The sequence below is a fragment of the Sediminibacillus halophilus genome (assembly GCF_900103695.1).
GTDB classification, from domain to species: domain Bacteria; phylum Bacillota; class Bacilli; order Bacillales; family Amphibacillaceae; genus Sediminibacillus; species Sediminibacillus halophilus.
This window is the reverse complement of sequence record NZ_FNHF01000004.1, coordinates 67181-91014: the sequence shown is the minus strand read 5'-3', so window position 1 is coordinate 91014 and position 23834 is coordinate 67181. Positions and strand designations below refer to the sequence as shown.

23 protein-coding genes and 1 riboswitch are annotated in these 23834 nt (G+C 45.7%); of the genes, 5 read left to right on the top strand and 18 right to left on the bottom strand.

Going from position 1 to position 23834, the window contains the following annotated elements:
- Positions 1 to 42: 42 nt before the first annotated feature.
- The 5 genes from BLR82_RS14340 to BLR82_RS14320 all read right to left on the bottom strand — a co-directional run bounded on the left by BLR82_RS14340 (position 43) and on the right by BLR82_RS14320 (position 6820).
- Entirely contained in the window at positions 43 to 282 is a 240-nt protein-coding gene (locus BLR82_RS14340; protein ID WP_074600169.1) for a hypothetical protein, read from the bottom strand.
- Between the two features lie 238 nt (positions 283 to 520).
- On the bottom strand, positions 521 to 2065 hold the full coding sequence (gene guaA, locus BLR82_RS14335) for a glutamine-hydrolyzing GMP synthase (RefSeq protein ID WP_074600168.1): 1545 nt from the start codon (positions 2063 to 2065) through the stop codon (positions 521 to 523).
- Positions 2066 to 2220: 155 nt separating this feature from the next.
- Positions 2221 to 2322: riboswitch (purine riboswitch) on the bottom strand.
- A gap of 63 nt (positions 2323 to 2385) precedes the next feature.
- Positions 2386 to 4593, bottom strand: a complete 2208-nt coding sequence (locus tag BLR82_RS14330) for a transglutaminase TgpA family protein (RefSeq protein WP_074600167.1) — start codon at positions 4591 to 4593, stop codon at positions 2386 to 2388.
- On the bottom strand, positions 4593 to 5858 hold the full coding sequence (locus tag BLR82_RS14325) for a DUF58 domain-containing protein (RefSeq protein ID WP_074600166.1): 1266 nt from the start codon (positions 5856 to 5858) through the stop codon (positions 4593 to 4595). Before BLR82_RS14325 ends, BLR82_RS14330 begins: the two co-directional genes overlap by 1 nt.
- On the bottom strand, positions 5858 to 6820 hold the full coding sequence (locus BLR82_RS14320; protein ID WP_074600165.1) for an AAA family ATPase: 963 nt from the start codon (positions 6818 to 6820) through the stop codon (positions 5858 to 5860). Before BLR82_RS14320 ends, BLR82_RS14325 begins: the two co-directional genes overlap by 1 nt.
- 264 nt (positions 6821 to 7084) lie before the next feature.
- On the opposite strand from BLR82_RS14320, the gene BLR82_RS14315 reads away from it, so the two are divergent.
- A complete protein-coding gene (locus BLR82_RS14315; protein ID WP_245693828.1) occupies positions 7085 to 7435 on the top strand; it encodes a hypothetical protein in 351 nt (116 codons plus the stop codon).
- Between the two features lie 165 nt (positions 7436 to 7600).
- Here BLR82_RS14315 and BLR82_RS14310 read toward each other — a convergent pair whose 3' ends face one another.
- The 9 genes from BLR82_RS14310 to BLR82_RS14275 all read right to left on the bottom strand — a co-directional run bounded on the left by BLR82_RS14310 (position 7601) and on the right by BLR82_RS14275 (position 16434).
- Entirely contained in the window at positions 7601 to 7786 is a 186-nt protein-coding gene (locus tag BLR82_RS14310; protein ID WP_026569204.1) for a hypothetical protein, read from the bottom strand.
- A 163-nt stretch (positions 7787 to 7949) separates the two neighbouring features.
- Positions 7950 to 9002, bottom strand: coding sequence for a galactitol-1-phosphate 5-dehydrogenase (locus BLR82_RS14305; protein WP_074600164.1), 1053 nt, complete (start codon positions 9000 to 9002; stop codon positions 7950 to 7952).
- A gap of 18 nt (positions 9003 to 9020) precedes the next feature.
- The gene (locus BLR82_RS21110) at positions 9021 to 9188 is read right to left on the bottom strand and encodes a hypothetical protein (protein WP_175486822.1); all 168 of its coding nucleotides are present in this window, start codon (positions 9186 to 9188) and stop codon (positions 9021 to 9023) included.
- A 44-nt stretch (positions 9189 to 9232) separates the two neighbouring features.
- Entirely contained in the window at positions 9233 to 10264 is a 1032-nt protein-coding gene (locus tag BLR82_RS14300) for a zinc-binding dehydrogenase (protein WP_074600163.1), read from the bottom strand.
- Between the two features lie 23 nt (positions 10265 to 10287).
- Positions 10288 to 11553: a galactitol-specific PTS transporter subunit IIC gene (locus tag BLR82_RS14295; RefSeq protein ID WP_074600162.1), complete on the bottom strand. Its 1266-nt coding sequence runs from the start codon at positions 11551 to 11553 to the stop codon at positions 10288 to 10290.
- Positions 11554 to 11665: 112 nt separating this feature from the next.
- Complete coding sequence (locus tag BLR82_RS14290; RefSeq protein ID WP_074600161.1) at positions 11666 to 11950, bottom strand: PTS sugar transporter subunit IIB; 285 nt, start codon at positions 11948 to 11950, stop codon at positions 11666 to 11668.
- Positions 11929 to 12435, bottom strand: a complete 507-nt coding sequence (locus BLR82_RS14285; RefSeq protein ID WP_074600160.1) for a PTS sugar transporter subunit IIA — start codon at positions 12433 to 12435, stop codon at positions 11929 to 11931. Before BLR82_RS14285 ends, BLR82_RS14290 begins: the two co-directional genes overlap by 22 nt.
- Positions 12432 to 14513 (bottom strand): BglG family transcription antiterminator, encoded by a 2082-nt coding sequence (locus BLR82_RS14280; RefSeq protein ID WP_074600159.1) that lies wholly within the window; start codon positions 14511 to 14513, stop codon positions 12432 to 12434. The genes BLR82_RS14285 and BLR82_RS14280 overlap by 4 nt, the downstream gene beginning before the upstream one ends.
- 289 nt (positions 14514 to 14802) lie before the next feature.
- Positions 14803 to 16434 (bottom strand): peptide ABC transporter substrate-binding protein, encoded by a 1632-nt coding sequence (locus tag BLR82_RS14275; protein ID WP_074600374.1) that lies wholly within the window; start codon positions 16432 to 16434, stop codon positions 14803 to 14805.
- Positions 16435 to 16608: 174 nt separating this feature from the next.
- Between BLR82_RS14275 and BLR82_RS21105 the strand changes: the two genes are divergently transcribed.
- Both BLR82_RS21105 and BLR82_RS14270 read left to right on the top strand, forming a co-directional pair.
- Positions 16609 to 16782, top strand: coding sequence for a hypothetical protein (locus BLR82_RS21105; protein ID WP_175486821.1), 174 nt, complete (start codon positions 16609 to 16611; stop codon positions 16780 to 16782).
- A gap of 113 nt (positions 16783 to 16895) precedes the next feature.
- The gene (locus tag BLR82_RS14270) at positions 16896 to 17282 is read left to right on the top strand and encodes a hypothetical protein (protein ID WP_074600158.1); all 387 of its coding nucleotides are present in this window, start codon (positions 16896 to 16898) and stop codon (positions 17280 to 17282) included.
- A 97-nt stretch (positions 17283 to 17379) separates the two neighbouring features.
- Here BLR82_RS14270 and BLR82_RS14265 read toward each other — a convergent pair whose 3' ends face one another.
- The 3 genes from BLR82_RS14265 to BLR82_RS14255 form a co-directional block, all read right to left on the bottom strand.
- Positions 17380 to 18231, bottom strand: a complete 852-nt coding sequence (locus BLR82_RS14265) for a M15 family metallopeptidase (protein WP_074600157.1) — start codon at positions 18229 to 18231, stop codon at positions 17380 to 17382.
- A gap of 103 nt (positions 18232 to 18334) precedes the next feature.
- Entirely contained in the window at positions 18335 to 19447 is a 1113-nt protein-coding gene (locus BLR82_RS14260; RefSeq protein WP_074600156.1) for a sensor histidine kinase, read from the bottom strand.
- Complete coding sequence (locus tag BLR82_RS14255; RefSeq protein ID WP_074600155.1) at positions 19440 to 20135, bottom strand: response regulator transcription factor; 696 nt, start codon at positions 20133 to 20135, stop codon at positions 19440 to 19442. The genes BLR82_RS14260 and BLR82_RS14255 overlap by 8 nt, the downstream gene beginning before the upstream one ends.
- A gap of 221 nt (positions 20136 to 20356) precedes the next feature.
- On the opposite strand from BLR82_RS14255, the gene BLR82_RS14250 reads away from it, so the two are divergent.
- Both BLR82_RS14250 and fabF read left to right on the top strand, forming a co-directional pair.
- Positions 20357 to 20920: a TetR/AcrR family transcriptional regulator gene (locus BLR82_RS14250; protein WP_074600154.1), complete on the top strand. Its 564-nt coding sequence runs from the start codon at positions 20357 to 20359 to the stop codon at positions 20918 to 20920.
- Between the two features lie 14 nt (positions 20921 to 20934).
- Positions 20935 to 22170: a beta-ketoacyl-ACP synthase II gene (fabF, locus tag BLR82_RS14245; protein ID WP_074600153.1), complete on the top strand. Its 1236-nt coding sequence runs from the start codon at positions 20935 to 20937 to the stop codon at positions 22168 to 22170.
- Positions 22171 to 22256: 86 nt separating this feature from the next.
- Here the strand turns inward: fabF and BLR82_RS14240 are convergent, their stop codons facing one another.
- Entirely contained in the window at positions 22257 to 23702 is a 1446-nt protein-coding gene (locus tag BLR82_RS14240; RefSeq protein ID WP_074600152.1) for a sulfatase family protein, read from the bottom strand.
- Positions 23703 to 23834: the final 132 nt, after the last annotated feature.

Here is a 23834-nt window from a genome sequence, read left to right as displayed (position 1 = left end):
AGGAAATATTATATTCCCATAGTTTCTTATATTTACTCAGATTTAATTATCAGAGAATTTAAACTCTGTTTTTTGAGCCTTTTGTTTTATAAAGAGTTTTTTCACTTCAGAAGTTTTATTTTCTATCGCATTGAACATTTCATTAACTTCTTCCTCGGAATAGTCATAGTTATTTCTCACAGAAAGGTTAGCAATCAAATCCAGTGTATCTAAAATCTTTTGAGTTCTTTTTTCAGCCAGATTTTTAAATCGTTTATTTCTCTCATTTTGTATTTCAGTCATTCATAAAACTCTCCTTATATTAATCATTTTTATTAATAATAGTCATATATTTATGTCTATATTTTAATCTTTTTGTTATAAATATACAACAAATACTATTCATTAATATTTTATTGAAAGTGTATATCGTGGTGGGGAGACTGGTGGGGAATAATATAAAAACAAACCTATTTCACAGCTTTTAACACACAATTAACACTGTAAAATAGGCTTGTTTAATATAAATCATTTTAGTTTCTTATTCCCACTCAATCGTAGCAGGCGGCTTGCTGGTCACGTCATAAACAACCCGGTTAATATGGTCGACCTCATTGACAATCCGGGTAGAAATCTTTTCAAGCACATCCCATGGAATCCTCGCCCAGTCCGAAGTCATGCCATCGATCGAAGTGACCGCACGGATGCCGATCGTATAATCATAAGTCCTGGCATCGCCCATGACCCCTACGCTCCGGATATCCGGAAGCACAGTAAAGTATTGCCAGATATCTCTTTCCAGTCCGGCCAGCTTCACTTCTTCTCGTAAAATCGCATCCGATTCCCGGACGATCTCCACCTTCTCTTCCGTTATTTCTCCAAGAACCCGGATCCCGAGTCCTGGCCCCGGGAATGGCTGGCGCCAGACGATTTCTTCCGGTACACCAAGCTCGATGCCCAGTTCCCTTACTTCGTCTTTAAACAGTGTGTTAAGCGGCTCGAGCAGTTCGAACTGCATGTTTTCCGGCAGTCCGCCTACATTGTGGTGGGATTTGATCGTTTGGGCGGTTTCCGTTCCACTCTCTACAATGTCGGTGTAGAGGGTCCCTTGCGCCAAGTAATCAATATCCTTCAATTTATCCGCCTCGTCATCAAAGACGTAAATAAATTCATTGCCGATGATTTTCCGTTTTTGCTCCGGATCTGCCACTCCGCGCAATTTGCTTAAAAACCGCTCCTGGGCATCGACGCGGATGATGTTCATATGAAATCCGTCCCGGAATGTTTCCATGACCATGTCGCCTTCATTTTTACGCAGCAATCCGTGATCTACGAAGATACAGGTTAGCTGGTCACCGATTGCCTTATGAATCAATGCCGCCACTACAGAAGAATCCACACCGCCGCTAAGTGCACAGAGGACTTTTTTGTCTCCGACTTTGGCACGGATTTTTTCCACTTCCTGATCGACGAAGTTTTCCATTGTCCAATCACCGCTGGCCTGACACACATCAAAAACAAACTGTTTCAACAGATTGTTGCCATACTCCGTATTTCTTACTTCCGGATGGAATTGAACGCCGTACAGCTGCTTGTCCGTGTTGCTGATGGCTGCAACCGGGGTCGAATGACTGGTTGCATCGATTGTGAAACCATCGGCAGGCTCGATTACTTTATCGCCGTGACTCATCCATACTGTTTGCTTAGCCGGAGTGCCGTTGAACAAGATCGGGCTGCCGGTCAAATCGATGTCCGCCTTGCCGTACTCTCTTTCTTTCGCTCTTTCGACATGGCCGCCATAGTGCAGCGTTATCAGCTGCATGCCATAGCAAATTCCCAAAATCGGAATGCCCAGTTCAAAAATCTCTTTATCACAGCGAAAACTGTTCTCATCATAGACACTGTGCGGTCCACCTGATAGGATGATCCCCTTCGGATTCATCCGTTTGATTGTTTCAGCCGTCAAGCGATGGGAATGCAATTCGCTATATACACCGAACTCTCTTATTCTTCTGGTGATCAACTGATTGTACTGACTGCCAAAATCAAGGACTAATATCATTTCATTGTTTTCCAACCCATCCATCTCCTTAGCTCCGCAAATTGATTGCTGTCATTTTCTTGTAGTAGCTGCCAGTTTTATTATAGGAACCGGCAATCCTCCATACCAAATGCAAAAAAATAGATTTCTGCCTTCCCGTCTCGAGGAAGGCAGAAATCTATACGTCACAGCCTGGAACAGCTGGTGATTCCCACCTTCATAGTCAGGGCGTTTACGGTGCCCCGGTAGAGACTCTCGAACCTTATTATCGAGGATATATGAAGTGTTTATTCCTTTGTTTTCCGGCCCTGAATAGCCAAGCCCGCTTGAATTGTTACCATTCTATCAGCGCTGCAGACAGCTGGTCAAGACAATGCCCGTTTAATTAAGTTTTCCCACAATTCAGTAATATTGCCCCATTGCGCCGAATCTGTTTCATTACGATAAAGCATCCGTTCATACTGATGCGTAAGGCGGACCATATCCTGCGACTCGAAGCGCTTATCGACCTGGAAGGCATATTCTCTTAAAGTCTGGCCCTCCTGACGACCCAGCCCTTTATGGTTCAGCAGCTTCAACAAGAACAGATAAGCCTCCTGGTACATTTGCGGATTTTGCTGGTGATGAAACTTCCTGCGTATCCAGACCGACATCCAGTGATACCGGGTGAGAAAGAGGATCACAGCCACTGCAAGCAGTACCGCTGCCACTATGGCGACAGTCCAACTCCAACCATCTGCAAGCTGGACTTTGGGATTATCGTCAGAAGCTGCCTCATCCTCTTCCATCCCCACTTCCTGCTGGTTTCCAGGACGCTCCTGTTCTTCCTGCTCAGCAGTCTCATCGGTGTCAGGGCTGTCCTGCTGCTGATTGACATCCTGATAGAAATCAACCGGATTGCTGAAGCCTTGCGTCGGTTCGAATGGAACCCAGCCTACTTCCGGAAAGTACACTTCCACCCAGGAATGCGCGTTGGAGTTGGTCACTTTATAGTTATTAAGGCCTTCGATACTGTCATCCGAAGCCGGCGCCAGATCTCCACCTGTAAAACCTTTCACCCAGCGCGCCGGAATATCCAGTGTACGAAGCATCACTGTCATCGACGTGGAATAGTTATCACAATAACCGGCCTTTGTTTCAAATAAAAACTGGTCAACATAGTCTTGATTACGACCTGGAACCGCCACATCCTCTGTCTGGTAGACAAAGCCATTGCGGTTAAAATATTGCTCAACCGCTTTTACCTGATCATATCTCGTCTCTTCCTCAGATATGATTTGGCTGGCAAGATTCCCAACCCTGTTCGGCAGGTTATCCGGAAGCTGAAGGTATTTATCCTTGATTGCTTGAGGATCTTCGCCGTTTGCCTCTGACAGGAGATCGATTGAAAAGGAAGGATTGTCGTAGGAAATCTGGTATTGGTCGACAATTCCCTGCTGCTCAGGAGCCTCTACGGCAATCGAACCGAATTCTTCGTCGACTAGATAGTTGACATCTTCTTCCCCATCCACCTGCTTGATCCCATATGGATAGACAAGTTTAGAGAAAAAAGCATTGGATTGAAAAGTGACGATCCCTTGAAGCGACTTTGTTTCCACGGAGTTTTCAAACGTATGGAAGTCTACTGATCCATCACTGGTCAGGTTGTATTCCGGTTCTGTCGATCGTTCCCAACCTTTTCCCGTGTAAATATCTTTGGTTTCAATCCGCCAATAGTGCTTTTCTTCGACCTGTGCTTGAAAGACAAGTGAGTCATCTTGGACAAAAGAACCGCCGAGACGGGAATCATCCTCCCCATAACCCACTTTTTGCACCCCGCCTGTACCATCCTCACCAAAACCGGCATCCGGTGATGTACTGGTCAAATAAGGAACCGGGTCAGGCCACTGCGGGTCCAATTTAGGTGCCGCAAAGCCAACGAGGCTGGAAAAGACAATCACCGCAGCCAATGGTAGTACCCAGGCGGAAACCCGTTTTAATCCGGTAAAAGTCATTGCCTCCCTGCCCAGTTCTTTATAAAAATTCGAGACGCCTAGCGCTATCAGTGAAACAATAAAAGCACGGACAATTGCCGTGTTTGCCTCATAGACAGTAAACGTATCGAGTACCGTCAAGTAGATAAAGGTGAGCAGTACAAACAAGAATATCCTTTTTGAAATGACAAACCAGTAATACATTAAATAACTCATCAGCCATAACAGAACCAAAAACAACAAGCTGCGGAACAACGGTGTGATTTCCGTCCAGTTCTGACTGGAAATCATCTCTAAATTATATTGGACGTGCAAGTATAATAGATAGAACCAACCCTTTGAGAACATGGCCTCGGAAATAAACAAGCCATCGAGTACAAACAGTAAACCGCCCAATTTCAGCGGTATCGACAGCCACCATTTCATATTCAATACCGATATGATAAAACAAAATCCGGTGTAAATCACGAAGGCTGAGAGGCTGCCGGTATCCGTCAGCGTTTCCAATGGACGCAGCCATTCCCACAGCAATAAGAAACCACAAAGATAGATGATCGTACGGAAAACAAGCTGGCGTTTGCTGCTTGAAATTAACGCCATCAGCTGATCACCTCCAACTTCTGCTGCACCAGCTGCTCCTCCGTCAGTACATTCACCGACATGCCTCCAACAGATAATTGGTGAATCATTCTCTTATCTTCCCCCGTAATTTTTGCAGATGGTTTAATCAGAAAGACGATGATCTTTTTACTTTTCCGCTTTAGCCGCTCCAATGATTTGAGGGTGGCTTGATCGAGTTGATTGGTGACAACCATGGCGACCAGCCCTTGCGGAATATTTCGTGTTTCCTGGTCTAGCATTCTGGAAAACGGTACATTGCCACCAGGTTGAATCCGAGCCAGATAGTTCTGGTTCAATAAATTTTTTGCCGGATCCTCTTGAAACGGGAAAAACACACGCTCCTCTCCCAGCCCAATGAAGGTCATTTGTGAAGCTTTCCGTTTTAAGGCCTCCAATAGAGAAGCGGTCACTTCGACACTTCCTTCAAAGGCGATCTGGTCTTGGCCGGGAAAGGCAACGGCGTCAAGGATCAGCACCATGTTCGAGCTTTTCTCCTGGTCGAATTCTTTAGTCATGACCGTGTTTTTTCTGGCAGTCGTTTTCCAATCAATCCAGGAAAAACGGTCACCCGGCATATACTCCCTAACACCCGTTACGACGTTGGTATTCTTGGCATTAATATTGTAAGAAGCAGACGCTCCTTCCTCGAAGCTGTTCACTTTTTCGCGAAAGACAAGGTCCCGCTGGGAAGGAAATACGAGCAGATAACTGGCAGTCGGGTATACATATTCTTTTTTGATGAAGCCGAAAAAGTCGCCTGTTTTGACGCGGAAGGCACCAAGGTGATGCTCTCCACGCGGCACGTTGTCCAGGGTGTAGTGGTATGTCCATTTCCGCTTGAACCATGGAAAGGAGACACGTTTCACGACTCTCCGTTTTGCCAGCGCATCTGTCTGGTTCATACGCTGAAACTTCGAACGGCTGGTATCTTCTTTTTGCAGGCTTGCGGGAAAGTACTCCTCGACAATGCAATAGTAAAGCGGAAAAGCGAACCGCCGGCTCACCTCCACTTCTACTGAAAGGTGATCAGAAGCCTGGACAATATGTTTGGACAAACGGCGCTTCACTGTCCAATTGGAAATTGGATAGATCAGCAATAAAAACATGTAAACAGTGATCGGCAAAAAACTATAAAACAAAAACCAGCTGACGAAACCTCCCTGGAACATGGCATAGGCAAAAAAGATTCCAAATAACAGCAAGACGAAAAAAAACTTAAAACCCATGGAAAACGAGCGTTTCATCAACTATATTCCTTTCGAACAGGGATCGAGGCATTGCCGAGCAGCTCCTCAATGATCATTTCTGCCGTTATGCCTTCAAACTTTGCTTCCGAAGTCAAAATGATCCGGTGGGCCAACACGAACGGCGCCAAATATTTCACATCATCCGGCAGCACATAATCGCGGTCGTGTATATAGGCATACGCCTTAGCCGCTTTCATCAGGGCAATCGACCCTCGGGGACTGACCCCTAAATAGGCTCCCCGGTGTTCTCTTGTTCCTGTCACGATATCGATGATATAGCGTTGGACGTTCTGGTCCATATACACATCCTTGACTTCATTTTGAATGGTGATCAATTCTTCTTTATCGATCACTGCTTCGATATCGTTAATGGGATGGTTTTTCGATGTTTTTTCCAGCATCTGCAGTTCTTCTTGAGGAGTTGGATAGCCCATTTTTAATTTGAGTAAGAACCGATCAAGCTGGGCTTCCGGCAGTGGATAGGTTCCCTCATACTCAATCGGGTTCTGGGTAGCCATGACAAAAAAGGGATGCTTCAGCTGGATTGTATTGCCATCGACCGTGACGCTGTTTTCTTCCATGCCTTCCAACAGAGCAGATTGTGTTTTCGGGGAGGTCCGGTTGATTTCATCAGCTAAGACGATGTTGCCAAGAATCGGTCCTCCTCGAAATTCAAATTCCAATTCCTTCGGGTTGTATATCGAAACTCCGGTTACATCGGATGGAAGCAAATCCGGAGTAAACTGTATTCTTTTAAAATCACAATCTAGTGATTTGGCCAAGGTCCGGACTAACATGGTTTTTCCCACTCCCGGAACATCCTCTAGGAGAACATGTCCCCCGGCCAATAAAGCGACAAGGCTTAACGTTGCGGGTTCATCTTTTCCTACGATTACTTGGTTGATATTTCTAAGGACCTTACTAATCTTGGAGTTGTACAAAAAAGCGTGCTGGGTCATATAGATACATACTCCTTCCAAATTTTTTATGTGTAAGTTGTACACATAATTCCCTACTATAACTATACTACATTCGGACTAGAGCCGTCCAAGCTGCAACAGCAGGAAAACAAGGAAATAACCGGATTTTTCAGAAAAAACATCCGGCATTGTTAAAAATTTAAGCTAACACCTGGATAGCAGCCTAATTTCTATCAGGATAAGCTCACTCTGGGTATTAGCACAATAAGATAATGGTGAATCCAGAAAAGAAGGTGATTGACTTTGTTCCATGAAGAAGAGATGAGACAATTTTCTCCATTCGGCTATACAGGCGGCAATTATCCCGGCTACAATCAAGGGTATTCCTATCCAGGCTTCGGAGGCGGCTATGGCGGACACGGGTACCAGCCACATTACGGTGGCCAGCCTTGGCAGCATCACCACGGACACCATCACGGCGGTCCTAATTGGAACTACCCTGGACATGGCCATGGATATCCCGGACACGGCTTTCCTGGATATGGTTTTCCTAGTCAGGGCGGTTACCCAGGATACGGAGAAGGATTCCCAGGCCAAGGCTACAACCCCTACGGCCAACAACCCTTCAACTACGAATACGACGACTTCGACTAAGAACCAGGGGGAGAATAGCAGGAGAGATGTACGGGGACTGACCCCCACCGTATTAGCGCGCTGCAGTGGTAGAGTGGTGGGGGTCAGTCCCCAATAAAAAGCACCCTGAGCGGCGGCTCCGTATTGGAGCGCCTGTTCAAAGGGTGCTTTTGAATCTATAGGGTTTTAGAAAAGGTTCTGGGCTTGTGGTGAATGAGCGTTTCCGCCCTGGCCGGTGATGCCGGACATCATCGGCATCGACTGTTGGATTGTTTTACCCAGCCCCTGTCCTTTCGTCATGCTGTAATAAGCTGCGGCACCGATCCCAACTGAAGCAATCAGCGGAATCCACATACCTCTTTGCTTGTCCATGAGCTGTTCACCCCCTAGATGGTCGTTCCTTGTTACTTTTCCTCTTCCCATCCTTTTTGATACGAGGAAGTATCAAGGCAATCACTCCACATTTTGGAGTGTGTTGAATTGATAATCCCGGGAATGTTTGGAGATACTAGCTTTCATATCGCTTTTCCAACGCTTACTCCTTATCCGGATAGAACAGCACCTTGGCGGCTTTCTCTTCACGGTTGACGAGCTTTTGGAACATAGACGGCCCTTCTTCTAGTTGAATACGATGCGAAATCATTGGTTCGGCCTGGATTTCTCCCCTACTCATATAGTGGATCGTCGACGTCCATTCTTTTCCTGGAAAAGGTGCAGACACAGCATTCCAGGAACCGAGCACACGTAATTCATTGCGGACAATTTTTTCAAAATAATTCCGCTCCATCGTAACGTCGGCATAAGGAATCCCCAAAAACACCACTTCGCCGCCTTTTCGCGGTAGTGCCAACACTTGCGATGAGGTGACAGGGGATCCGGCAGACTCTACCGCCAGATCGACACCATGCCCGCCAGTCTGTTCCATGATTTGTTCGTCAGCCGGTTGTTCCAATGGATTGACCGTCACATCAGCCCCCAGCTGCTTGGCTATTTCCAGCTTTTGATCGTCGACATCGATAGCATATACTTTTTTGGCACCGAATATTCTCGCCCATTGAATCGCCAACAGACCGATATTGCCGGCTCCCATCACCGCTACTTCTGCCCCAGGTCGGACGCTCGTGCGGTAAAACCCGTGGGCAACGACCGATGCGGGTTCAACGAGAGCCGCTGTGTCATAGTCGACATTATCAGGCAACTGCATGACATGCCCGGCGGGAAGCTTCACATATTCCGCATAGGCTCCTGGATGCCGAGCCCCGATGACAGTCAATTGGGCACAGCGGGCCGGCTCGCCACTGCGACAGTTTTCACATTTCCCGCAGGCATATGCCGGACAGGCAGCAACTCTGTCACCTATTTTTATTTCGGTGACGGCTTTTCCGGTTTCCACGACCTCTCCTGAAAATTCGTGACCAAAAGTCATTCCTTTAACATATGGACCAAGCTTTTGATATCGGGAAATATCCGAGCCGCAAATCCCCGCCGCTTTTACCTTTATGATTACCTCATTCTCGTGCTCTACGACAGGCTCGGGAGTTTGCTCACAACGGAGATCCTTCACCCCGTAAAGGTTGAGTGCTTTCATCCTCCCCATCCTTTCTTTCTATCCTTCGCTGCGCGTTTGTCTGCGAGCTGGGTTGCTTTTGCGGAATAACAGCTGATATACCGCCGCTCCGACTATGATTGCATTCAATAGGCTTTGGTGCTGAAAATAAAAGGAACTGATGATACGAAAATTACCAAGCATCAAGTCCAAAAAACTATCAACCATTTCCCCACCCCTTTTCAGTATGTCCGGTACAGCAATTGCGTGCCTCAGCCAATAGGCTTGAGCAACACTTTGATTGCTTCCCCACTTTTTATCACCTCATAGGCTTTCTCCCATTCGCTAATCGGAAATTCATGGGTGACCAATGTGGCAGCATCTACCTTTCCTTCATTCATCAGTGCCAGACTAGGTTCCCAATCCGCATGCTTTTGGCTTCTCGTGCCCATTACCCGGATTTCTTTTTGAATTATTTTCTCCAGGTCAAAGTCAACATCCGCCTTCGGAAACAAACCGACCTGGACATATTGCCCCTTCTTCCGCAACAAATCCAATCCCTGTTTCGCCGCGGGAACGGCCCCTGAGCATTCCATCACTATATCTGCTCCATATCCATCCGTTAAATGGTCCACCAATTGTTTCAAATCCTCATGTTGAATATTGACCACATGATCGATCCCGATTTCTTCCGCTTTATCGAGACGAACCTGATCATGATCGAGCCCGGTAATAATGACAACGGCACCGCGGCTCTTTGCAACCTGGGCAGTCAAAAGACCAATCGGTCCAGGACCAAGAACGACAACAAGGTCACCTGGATGGATAACAGCTTTTTCTACGGCATGGTACGTACAGGCTAATGGCTCGGTCATAGCAGCAGCTTGAAAATCGACGTTCTCCGGTAAATGATGAACGCTTTCTTTCCGGGCAATCAGATATTCAGCAAAACCGCCATCCTGTTGAGAGCCGAGTCCCTTGCGATTGCTGCAGAGATTGTAATCTCCCGACAAACAATATGCACACTCGCCGCAGATCTGGTAAGTCGTTTCAGAAGTGACACGATCACCAACCTTAAATTCCGAGACATTTTCCCCGACTTCCACCACCACACCTGCAAATTCATGCCCCAATGTCACAGGCACTGCGACTCGATAGTTGCCTTCATACGTGTGAATGTCAGAGCCGCAGATGCCGGCACATTTGACCTGAATCTTCACTTGATTCTTTCCAGGCGACGGCTCCGGACGTTCCTGGATCTCCAGATGACCGAATCCGGGCGCTGTTTTGACCAATGATTTCATCTAAACATCGCTCCTCCACTTCCTTAGTTGAATAATTCGAAAAATCTCCAGATGAGCCAGTTGATTAAATTTCCGCCTTGGTCGATACTGGATATTCGTGTCGACTTTTCAGCAATGTCCATTTCTAAATCGGCGTTTGCCCCCATCTCGGTGAAAACTGGCGCAATATCTGTGGCCATATACAGCGACAATGCGATCATCACTGTCCCTACGATCACGGAATGGATTATATTGCCCCGGGCTGCCCCTACGATAAAAGCTACAACAAACGGAATAGTGGCCAAGTCACCAAAAGGCAGCAAAGCGTTTCCCGGTAAAATGACTGCGAGAACGACGGTTATCGGTACCAGGATTAAAGCAGTAGCAATGACCGAAGGATGACCAAGCAATACGGCTGCATCGAGTCCGATATTGATTTCGCGGTTGCCGAAATGTTTGTTGAGCCATTCGCGTGCCGATTCCGATACAGGCATCAGGCCTTCCATTAAAATTTTGACCATCCTAGGCATCAATACCATGACAGCTGCCATTGCCATGCCGATATCAATGATGTCACCGACTCCATAGCCTGCCAAAGCCCCGATGATCGCTCCTAAAGCCAACCCAATGAAAATCGACTCTCCAAAAATCCCGAATCGTTTTTGAATGGTATCCGGATCGGCGTTCAAGTCTTTGATAACTGGTATTTTTTGAAGCAATTTCACCATCCAGATTCCCGGCGCATAAGATACTGTACTTCCTGTTGCAATGGCCACTCCGGGCAAATCGTAAAAATCTCGGACCATCGGCGCTGTCCAATCGGCAATTTTAAGGGTGATAATTTGAAAAATGACCGCCGCGATAAGCCCTTGGACAATACTATCGGAAATGGAATATACGACCGCTCCCATGAAGGTATAATGCCAGAAGTTCCAAATGTCCACGTTCATGATTTTGGTTGTTTTCGTCAAGAGCATGACGACATTGACAACCAATCCTAGCGGGATGATAAAGGCTGCTACCACAGAGGCCCAGGCAATCGATGACGTTGCCGGCCATCCCACATCAATGACATTCAACTCTACTCCAAGCCTTTCCACCATTCCCTGGGCGGCCGGTCCTAAGTTGTTGACAAGCAGATCAACAACCAGGAAAATACCAACAAACGCTACCCCAATGGTCAGGCCGGAGCGAAACGCTTTTCCCGGCTTTTGCCCAAAGACCAGACCCAATATAAAAATGGCTACTGGTAAAATGACCGTCGCTCCCAAATCGAGAAATCCTTGTATAAAATCAACAAATCCCTGCACTTTCATCCCCCCTGATTTTTTAATTGGCGTCTAAAAAGGTTTCTTTTTGTGAAAAATTTCACAAAAAGTGTTTCACCCATACCAAGACTGTTGCTCCTCCCGTTATTTTCCTCTACTTCAGCAATGCATCGAGTATTTGTTTTTTGGTATCTTCTACTCCGATACCAGTCAAAAAGGAACGCGCCGTGATAACCGGAAAGTCGTATTCTTTTTGAATGGTCGCTGTCGTTACCAGAAGATCCGCTGTTTCTGCATAGCTGTTCACCTCTGCTATTTTGATTTGTTTGACATCCAAATCAAGTTGATGTTCTTTGGCCATTTCCTCGATTGCGTTATTTACGATGGTCGATGTTGCTATTCCTGCACCACAGGCAACTAGTACTTGTTTTTTTGCCATGTCACTTCTCCTCCTTCGTTGATTATGTCCAACTCTGATTTCACAAGTCTGACAATCTTTGCTTTGTCTTGCTCCTGGGCGATTGTGGTCAACATGGTGTTATGCTGAAAAATGCTCATCAACCGCTGCAATAGATAAAGCTGTGAATGAGCTTCATCCATCGCCAGCATGAACACTACCTTGACCCGCGTCGTTTCTTCGGGATCACCCATCACCCCGAACCCCACTTCGTTTTTTAATACCCCAATACTGATGGACTTCTGCTTCACGTGTTCGATATCGGTATGGGGTATCGCCACGGAAATGGTGCTGGTAGGAAGTCCGGTTGAAAATTCTTCCTCCCTGGCGACAATCGCATCGATAAAGCTCTCATGAACTAAACCAAGCTCCTGCAAGTTTCTCCCCATCTGAACTAGTACGTCTTTGTCGTTTTCTGCTTCCAGATTTAAAAGTATGTTGGCTTCTTCAAAATAGAAATCATTCATGTCTCCACCTCGCTACCTTGTTGGAAATAATACGTGTCGGCATATTGTTGAATCACGGCATGAACGGCGGAACGGGTATCGGCGTTCATAATTTGGCTGCGTGCTTCTTCTGATCTGGCCAGTTCCATTAGCTGGATTAAGGCCTTCAAGTGCTTCTTTTTATCCACAGCTGCGATAACTACAATGATTTGAATCGAGTAATCCTCTGTGAAGGGCACCCCTTTTTCCAGACGGAGCATGCTCATCCCCACTTTCCGGACCCCCTGATCAGGCGCAGCATGGGGAATCGCCATATTCGGCGCAAGTACAATATATGGATCTTTTTCATGCCCCAGCATCGCCTCGACATAACCCTCCGTGACAGTCCCGCTTTCCAGCAAAGGACCGCTCGCAATCCGGACCGCTTCTTCCCACGAGCCGGCTGTTTGCTTGAGTGTAATCAGTTCCGGTCTCAACAAATCGGCCAGAGTCAGGCCATCCTGCTCGGAGCTGCTGCGTTTTATCGCGGCATTAGGATCACGGTGGATATATTGGTAAAGAGCCGTGGCCAACTGCTTTTCATTTCGAATGTCAGCATGGTCAGAAATGACCTCGAGCAAATCATCTATATCAATGTCAGAGGGGAAAACCCCGCTAAGCTCGAGCATCACTTGCTTTTTGAGCCTTTCCTTTTCTTCCTGCTCCATAATCGGATTGGCAATGAACAGTTTCCTTGTCGTGTTTATCGGAACAGAGGAGAAGACGATATCATAATCCAATTGATACTCCTGAAACTCCCTCATCGACAAGGTATCGAGAAAAATAAAGTCCGGAAACAAATGACGAAGCTCGCTGTACATCATCCTGGACACTGATACACCTTTTGGACAAACAACGATTGCTTTCCACTTCTTACGGATATCATCCCCCTGTCTGGTCATCCATCCGCCAATCAGCAGCGTTAAATAACTTGTTTCGCTTTCCGGTATCGGTAATCCGATCAGCTCCTCCAGCGGTCCGGTAGACTGCTTCACCAAATGGTGCAATTCCTGCAGCTGCTTGTTCTGTTCATACGGATGTTCCGTCATTTCCGTAAGCTGGTATTTAATCCGATAATAGGCCGGTTTGACATGCAAAAGGAGTTTGTTGAGCAGCTGATCCTTATCCTGCAAGGTAATACATGCCCGTTTCTCAAATAACCGCAGCATATGTCTGAGCGCACTGATCAGATTGGGAATCGTTTCTTCTGTCAGAAAACCCGACCAATAAACATTGGTGGACAGGAGGAACAGCGTGATGAACAGTCGTTCTTCCATCGGAATTGGCCCGATGTCGGATAATATTTTTTCCGTCGCCTGGTATTGCTTGGTATCTGACAGTTCTTCATATTTGATGTAAAAAGAATTGATCAAGCACCCTTTGTCGATCCTTTTGATGACCAGAGATAGGATGTACGGCATCGTGGTCAACTTCTCATCAGTGAATTTCAAGTCGAGCTCTTTTTCCACTACACCGACTCTTTCTGCCAGTGCCTGAATCTCTGCTTCTCCAATGCCGGTTATGCTTTGAAAGTGTGTCTTGCCATTGACCATTTCCAGCGTCTTGTTCGTGGTATATGTCAACAAACGCCGCACTTGAAACTCGTTTCCTTCCAGAAGATAGCCGCGTTTACGGGAATAGCGTACAGAAAGATCAAATTTCCCGACAAGCTCCTCCACCAATTTCAAATCCTGTAATATGGTGTTTTTGCTGACATAAAATTCACTTGTGAAATGATAGAGGGATAAGTCTTCCCTGCTGATCAGCATCAACGCTATTAAATATACACGCTGTTTTTCCGATAAGACGGGTGCTCCCGCCTCTTCGATGGCCTCGGAATCCCGGTTGAAATAAAAATATACTTCCTGGCCGATCAAAAACTGGCCTTGCCTAGTCCTTTCAATGACGGGCAATTTGTTCTCTTTCAGTCTGCTGTTAATTTTGCCGAGACTATAGCCAAGCTGACGACGCGACAAATTATACTTCTTTTCCAACTGCTTGCTTGTTGTTCCAGGATAATTCAGTATCTCTTTTAAGATTCGATCACTGCGATCGTCCAAACTGCATCACCCCCTCTTGCTGATTTCATTGTAGCATGGAAAAAAAGAGCGTTGTATACGCTTTCAGTTTAGATTAATGAACAATCATTGTGCAGTATTGTGATTTACTTATTTAAAGAACCACTTGTTACAGTCATGGCGGGATGTGCCCCGTTGTCGGGAAACAATGTCTTCTTTTCCGAAATTTGCCCGAGTCTTGCTTATAAGACCAGTTAAGCTTCTTACAAAAAAAACCATTCCGTCGCGGTTTCTCCCCCTCAACAGAATGGCCTTTTCAACTATTTCATTATTATTTTTCTATGTCGACCCATTTATAATTATCGGCACTCACCTGGTAGGTGATCAGGTCCTTCACATAATCCTGTTGCAAATAGGCACTGCCTTTCTGATACAGCGGAACGAGCACGGCGCTGTCTTCAATCAGCATTCTCTCCGCCTTCAGCAAGGCATCCCATCGTTCCTGCGGCTTGTTGGCCAAATCAGATTTGGCTCCAAGGACAAGGCGGTCATATTCTTCGTTCGAATAGCCAGTGTGATTTCCCGGGCTGTCTGTAATGAACAGGTTCAAGTATGTCAACGGATCTTGGTAGTCACCGTTCCACCCTGTCAAAATCAGTTCGTATTCCTGGTTCACATTTGCTGAAATGCTTGCCTTAGGCGGGACGCTTTTGACGTTCAGCGTCATTCCGGGAAGGTTCGATTCCAGCTGATATTTGAGGTTTTCGGCAAATTGCTTGGACGTACCAGAATCTGAAGTAGTCAATGTGAACTCCAGTTTATCTTTGCCAAGCTCATCAAGTCCTTGCTGCCATTCGTCCTTAGCCTGCTCAACATCATACTCAACCAAATCGCCATTTTCGACACGGAAATCTTCACCGGTTTCCGGATTTTCAGCCAGTCCCTTTGGCACGTTGCCATTGACAACGATGGAACCATTATTAAGAATGGTATCGACCATTTTTTGTTTATCCAATGCCATGTTGATTGCTTTGCGGATATGCAAATTGGCTAAATCAGTGGTTTCTCCATCCTTGCCCTGATTCATTTTCAAGTAAGAAGTAGCACCAGTCAAGAAGGTATGGTATTCTTCACTCTCTTTATATTCATCAACGTATTCGCCGGTCAATTCAATACGATCCAGCTGATCCTTTTTATAAAGATTCACAGCCGTCGATGTATCTTTGACAACATTCATTTCGATTTTGTCGACATTCACCGCTTGTTTGTCCCAATATTGATCGTTTTTTTGGAAGGTCCACGACGTGTCAGTGCCCGACCAGTCTTCCATGACAAACGGTCCATTAAACAAAATATGCTCCGAATCTCTCGCATACGCTTCCCCCTGCTTCTCGACAAAGTCTTCAGGCTGCGGGAAGAAAATCGCCGTTGTCAGCAGTTCCTTAAAAAATGGCACAGGGTTTTCCAAGGTCACTTTCAAGGTATGTTCATCAAGTGCTTCGACGCCGAGATCATCGACCGGCTTGTCACCGACAAGAATCTCGGAAGCGTTGGCGACGATCTCCTCAAACTGCGGTCCGTAGGCCGCTGCTGTATCTGGGTTGACCGCTTTTTTCCAAGCATATTCAAAATCACCAGCCGTAACAGCCGATCCGTCCGACCATTTCGCATCCTCTCGAATGGTGAAGGTATAAATTCTTCCATCTTCGCTTACTTCCGGCTCTTCTGCTGCAAGGGCAAGCTCAGGTTTCCCCTCCTTATCAAGACGGTATAATCCTTCAAATACCTGATTGATCATGTCAAAACTGAAATCGTTGTCTGCCATCGTCGGATCCAGTCCAGGAATTTCCCCCGGAGCACTTAGCTGAAGCACTTTCTCTTCTTCTCCGCCTTGATCTCCATCGCTTGTTTCGCTGGTTTGATTATTACTGCAGGCTGCCAACAAAAGCACCAGTGTCACCATCGGTAAAAATTTTCTTATGTATCCCAATTTTTCTCCCCCTATTCTTTGCTGCAATGTTTTTCATTATATAGAGGATTAGACACGAAATTCAACTGGGACGGGTTGCCTTTTTAAAGATGGATGCTTGCGTTACAGCTTCCTGATATACTGAAACATATATTTGGAGGGAAGAAAATGAGTTTTTTTATAGACTTGGGATTAATTTTATTTATACTCGTTATACTTAGCTGTTTGATCTTTATTTTGAAGCAGTTGAAAGGCTTGAAGGATAATCAGGAATATTTAATAGAGTTGCATCAAAAGATGAAAAAGATTTTGCAGCACAAAGAGAAAAACCATTTCGATTAACTGATTAACAAAATGGCGTCAGACCGGGGCAGAAGTTACATTTTCTCCTTTGCTTCATATAATAAAGTGGCTTAACAGCCTACTTTTCAACAAGGAGTGTCGCCCAATGTCCTATGATGGTGTCCCATCCGATTCTTCTTTCCGCCACGCAAATAGCTCCGAATCAAATCGAGCTTGTTTATGACCAGCCGACAGATTTACGTTCGGCCATGAACGTACAAAATTATTGGATACGGAACAACCTGGCCACTCCCTCCGATATTGCCACCCTAGGTAGAAATGACATGATGCTGCTGCCAACAAACAGTCTCACTCCCAACATGGCCATCATTCGTCCAATGGACGATTCCAACAGTCGCTTTCTGCTGACATTTAGTGTTAATGCTACCCCTGGCGTACACTATACAGTCATTCCATGCTTCGTGAATCTGGAAGGCATGTCCGGATACGGCGGTGACAATCTGGGACCGAACAGTAAAAATACATTTGTCGCACAGTGATATCCAATCTGGCAAAGCCCTACGACTTGTAGAAAACCTTCTCTCAGGTTTCTATGAGTTTTTTCCATTCACGTTTTTTCTGCGGCTTCCCTTCTTTCTATTTCTCCGATGTCACGATGACACCGCCGATGTTGTCGCCGGATATAGAATAATCGCCATCCACCGGCACCTCGATGGTTGTGGTTTCCGATATCGGATAGTAACAAACGACATATGTTTTTCCATCCACTTCAACTGTTATTTTTTCTTCTTGTTTCAAATACTTAAGGTATTCTTCCAACGCAAGGTTTTTATCGTGCATAACCGCACTATGCGGCAAGCCAACATAACGAATATGCCACGGCTCATAGGAAATGCCGGTGACTGCCGTTTTATTCTTTGGATAACGGAGGATAAATCCATGCTTCCATGCATTTTTTTCTATCCATCTCCCTTCCTCCGCTATCCTCATTTCAGCCTCAGTCGATCCAACATCAAGTGACAGTCCGAGATTATGTTCACTCTTTCCTGCTGGCAATGCATAATCTGCCCCCATGTCTTGATACAATCGATTTTGTTCTTCGAAACCGCGATAACCGCTGCTTATGAGAAAGTGATTTACTCCATCTTGTTCAGCAGCTTGTACCATCGAAGAAAAGTCCTCGGCTAAAGCCGCCGATAGCTTTATGTCATTGTTTAGCAGTCCATAGTTCTTCGTCAATTCCGGGTGGTTAAACAATTCTACTATGTCTTGTCTGACGCTTTCTTCATGTACTGGATACTGCTCATTTACCAATAACAGCTCTCCCTCATATATCCGCTCTTTTCCAACTTCTATTTTCTCAGTATTCCGGAAACCTTCCTTTTCCTCGATTTTTACCTTATCGTGTAATATAGGACTAGTCTTATCTCCGTAAAAATAACCAAAACCGATTAATACTAACAACAATAATAAAACCCACTTCTTCATTTCTGTTTCCTCCTCATTCCGAGCTGGTTATAGAATAGGAAAAACTGTTTAAAAAAGAAGTGGGGTAAAGTTTAAATATTTCTTAAAGTATTGAGAACGGCTTCTAAGTCTGGTTCATTTCCTCTTCATTCAGCGGCATTCGGACTTCAAACACCGTACGGATTAAATTGCTGTCCGCAGTAATCGTACCGCCATGCTGCTCCATGATGTTCTTAGCGATGAACAAGCCGAGACCAGTACTGTTTTCCTGGTGCGCACGGGCTTTATCCCCCTTATAAAACATATCGAACAAGTAGGGCAATTCATCTTCTGATATACTGTCTCCATAGTTGATGACTTGGACCACCGCGTCATCTGCATCCCTATACCCCTTCACATCGACGAACTGACCATCCTGTCCATAGCGGATCGCATTAGCCAGTAGGTTTTCAAATACCCGCGCCAACAGCTCACCGTCTCCCGAAATCGGCAAATTCCGAACAATTTCCAACCTGGCGGCCAATTGATTTTGTTCAAAAACCGGATATAGTTCTTCCGTTAATTGATTCAGTAAATTACTTAGGTTTAACGGTGTTTTTTCAACGCTCAACATGCCATAATTCATCCTTGTCAGCTCAAACAATTCATCAATCAGTCTTTCCAGTCGCTGGGATTTCGTATAGGAGATGGTGATATAATGCTTCTTTTGCTCCTCGGACAAGCTGTCGTCCTTCAATATCAGCTCCAAATATCCCAATACAGAGGTAAGTGGGGTCCTCAAATCGTGCGCCAAATTCACCACCAGCTGGTCTTTGCTGCTCTCTGAAAAATCACCTCTCTCAATCGCCTCTTTCAGTTTCTCTCCTGCCAGGTTGATGTCTTGTGCTATATCTCCGAATTCATCGTTGGTCTGGATGGCAATCCTTTGTTGAAAGTCTCCTCGGGCAAGGTAGTGTATTCCCTTCGATATTTCATCGAAATAAGTTAAATAAGGCTTCGTAAGTATGAAGAAAAACAATATCGCAACCGGGATAAAAATGATTAAAAAGAAATTAATATCCCCCACCTGGAGAATAAATGCCCGCAAGCGTGTGATCGGATCCTGGTAATCAACCATGGTATGATAATAATATTGCAAACCTTTATAGATTACATATGTCACCAGCCCGGAAAGCAGCATACTCAAACCGAATAGCATTACCATTTTCGATCGAAAACTGCGTAACAGGTTACCCATCGAATGCATATCCAACGCCCCAAACTGTTTTGATAAATTTGTTTTTCCGCTTGTCTTCCTTCAGCTTCTTCCGGAGGGTACGGATATGAACCATCACGGTATTGGCTCCCTCATAATACGCTTCATCCCACACTCGCTGAAAGATATTTTCCACACTGAAAACTTTCTTCGGATGGCTGGCCAGCAAATACAAAATATCAAACTCTTTCGGCGTCAATTCGATTACTTCCCCATACAGCAACACACTTCGTTGATCAGGTGAAATATGCAAACCACCGAACTCCAAGTCGAAAGTTTGTTTTGCCTGCTTTTGATTCCATTTCTTAAATCGGCGCAACTGTGCATTGACCCTGGCAACCAATTCAATTGGATTAAAGGGCTTTGTCATATAATCATCCGCCCCGATCACCAACCCTTGAACCTTGTCAAAATCTGAAGTCTTCGCACTCAAAAAAATAATCGGCATATTGTAATGCTCCCGAATCTGGCGAGTCACTTCATATCCATCCATCTTCGGCATCATGATATCCAAAACAAGCAGATCAATGGATTGACGCCGCACTATGTCCAGCGCCTCTTCACCATCCGCTGCCACGATAAGGCGATATCCCTCTTTCTCCAGATGGATGGAAATCAAGTCGGCAATCTCCTTTTCGTCGTCTGCTATCAAAATAGAAATATCCTGCATTTATTTCACTCCTCAAAACGATTGAGTAGTACCCTTTTCGTTCGCTTTCACCAAAATCACTTTCCTCGATAACACGAACCTTTTCAATACTTCTGTTATCTATCCATTCTCTATTATAACCCTTTGATTATCAAGACTACCCAAGGATATAGTATCATTGTTTCACTTTTAAAGAACCCGCCCAGTTGACAACTTACCTATTAGTAAGTTAGTGTGTTGCCATGACAAAGAAAAAAAAACAAATCATTTTATTAACGATGAAGTTTATAAAAGAAAAGGGCTTTCTGGCTTTCAGCTATGATGATTTAGCGAAAGAGCTCGGTATCACTAAGGCGGGTATTCATTATCATTTTGAAAAGAAGGGAGATTTGGGTGTCGCCGTCTGTACTTATCTGGAGGAAACACTTGAACAAACATACTCCGACATCAAACAAGAAACGATAAAAACCACCGACAAACCGTTGGTCTTCCTCTCCAAAAGAGCGGCTCAAGTTGATCGGCATGCGGTTTGTCCGATTTCCGCCTTACAGGCAGATTATAATGACTTGCCTGGAACCATGCAGGAAAAAGTCCGCCAGATCAGTCAAAGGGAAGTTCGGATATTGACAGAGTTGCTCGAGGATGCAAAACAGGATGGCGGCTTAAAAGCGATGGATGACTTAGAAGGATTAGCAGCCCTCCTCATCACTAGTGCGAAAGGCGGCCTGCAATACCAGCGTGTCCTGGGAGATGCCTTTTTTTCAAAGGTATGGACAGCGTTCAATAAACTATTAAAATGTGATTAAGGAGATACATGGATATGACCAGAAGAGTAGTAGTAACAGGATATGGAGTTGTCTCGCCTCTCGGGAACACTGTCGAGGCGCTCTGGGACAATGTGAAACAAGGGAAGTCAGGTATTAAAAGAATCGAAGCGGATGGCTATGAAAATATAAATACGCAAATCGCCGGTTATATTACCGATTTCGACGCCACGCAATATCTCGAGAAAAAAGAAATAAGTAAGTATGACTTATTCATACAATATGCGGTTGCCGCAGCTCAACAAGCTTTGGCTCAATCCAGCTTGGATTTGGAAACAGCAAACAAGGAAAGACTCGGTGTTTATGTCGGATCCGGCATCGGCGGCATCCATACTACGCTGGAACAACACAAAGTATTTCTCGACAAAGGGCCGAAGCGAGTTTCGCCGTTTATGGTGCCGATGATGATCAGCAATATGGCTTCAGGAATCCTTTCTATCAAAAATGGTTTCAAAGGCCCAAGCTTCTCCCCTGTCTCAGCTTGTGCCACAGGGAACCAGGCCATCGGCGAAGCATATTTGAATATCAAACACGGCTACTCAGATGGAATTCTTGCCGGCGGTGCAGAGGCTTCTATCACTCCGGTAGCTTTTGCAGGGTTTTCAAAAATGAGGGCCATGTCCACCTTCAATGATTCTCCGGAGCAAGCCAGCCGCCCTTTTGACAGCGGACGGGACGGGTTTGTTATGTCAGAAGGATCAGGTATTTTGTTTTTGGAGGAATATGAGCATGCCAAAGCAAGAGGGGCTTCCATCTTGGGGGAAATTGTCGGGTATGGTTCGACCACGGATGCTCATCATATTACCGCTCCTGATTTCGAGGGTGCTGCCAGCGCCATGAAACTTGCTTTGAACATGGCAAATATCGGACCGACGGCTGTTGATTACATCAATGCCCACGGAACAAGCACGCCGGATGGAGACAAGTCGGAAACAAACGCGATTAAAAGCGTGTTCGGTTCGCATGCTTACGACCTGAAGGTTAGTTCGACGAAATCGATGACTGGACATCTGTTCGGTGCGGCAGGCGGGCTCGAAGCAGTCATCACGCTGAAAAGCATCCTGGAAGACACCGCTCCGCCGACTATTAATTATGAAACACCGGACAAGGAATGCGACTTGGACTATGTACCAAATCAAGCCGTCCAAACAGAGATAAACCATGCCATTTCCAACGGTTTTGGTTTTGGCGGGCATAATGCCGTGCTGGCATTTAAAAAGTTTAATGGGTAAAGGGAAAATCGAGCTTGTACATGCAAGCTCGATTTCTTTTTGCTCTGTGATGGACAGCGCCCTTCTAGCATGGTTTATGACTTTTCTTATCGATAACGCTGTTCCAATCTGGCGGCTGCCTCATTTCTGCCTTCACTATACAACTTTTGTAAATATCGGTCCAAATCCATGTCATCTCTTGTATGAAACGGACCACCTTCATGAATCACACTCCACATCGGATCGACGGGTGAATCAGATGTCTTCATCTGTTCTGTCACCCACTCATCCAGGATGCGCAGACCTTTCGCCACCACCTCAGGGTGTTCGTCTATCAGGTTATTGGTTTCGTGCGGATCCTTTTCAATATCAAACAACATGAAATCAGGAAGTTCCTTTAATCCGTCATGATACGTACGGATAAACATCCAATGATCGAAACGCACGCCTCGCTGACAGCTCCAAGCACACTGACTAACAACCAAATGTGGCCTCCCCGACGATTTTCCTTCAATAATGGCGGGCAAAAAACTTCGCCCATCCCACTTTTCACGCTGCTCTCCGCCAGCAAGTTTTGCCAGCGTCGGTCCGACATCGATTTGATAATGCAAGTCCTCATCAACTTGACCTTGGATAATACCTGGTCCAGATATGATAAAAGGGATACGGCAAGTGACATGATCGGCTAACTGGTGGTCGCCATAAACATTCAATTCCCCCTGGTTTTCCCCGTGATCAGCAGAAATGATGATGATTGTTTCTTCCAGGATTTCTTGTTTTTCCAACTGATCGATGATTTTTCCTATATGTTCATCTACGTAACGGATGGCGGTATCATACCCATCTATCCATGCCTTGAAATCATTACGATCGTGAATTTCTTCCGGAATCCCCGGCCATTGTCTTACTGGCGGTAAATCCCGGGCACTATAGGGGCCAAAACCGGCACGATGCTCGGCAATCCTTTCTTCGGTAAGCCATTCAGGTACTGGCTCCTTTTCAAATGGATTCCCATACGATGCCGGTGTTCGATAAGGAGTATGCGGGTCCCAAACGTTGAGGTATAAGAACCAATCCTCCTTATCCATTCCGCGGGATTCCAACCAGTCCAGCGCCTCTTTTGTTACATCATCCGCTGTTTCTCCCGCATGTTTTCCTGTATCATGTGTTTCCAGAAATCCGCGTAAAATGTGCCAGGCATCGTGCCGGCCGGGAAACGGACTGATAATCGCCGTATGCATGTTTTTGCTTCGAAGCGTATCCACCCATGTCTGGTGCTGCGAGTCATGAAAATTGAATGGTCTGTCTTTTCCGATCGGACGCATATCCGCTTGCAATCCCCCGTGGTTGACGACTCCATTATGGATTCCGAACTGCGAACTGAACAAAGCAGAGCGTGACGGGGCGCACGGTACATCGGAGGCATAATGATTGGTAAAACGGACGCCTTTTTCTGCGATACGGTCGATGTTTGGCGAGGTATTACGGTGATAGCCATAACACCCTAAATGATCAGGACGCAAAGCATCGATATCGATATAGAGTATTTTCATAGACTTGTCCTCCCTTTCAACAACTATCAGATGGTAACCAACTACTATACATAGCATGAACGATGTCCCGCTTCTGGAATCCACTATTCTTTACGTGGGTGGCTAGTGAATGTGCTGACCGAAGCCGTGCCT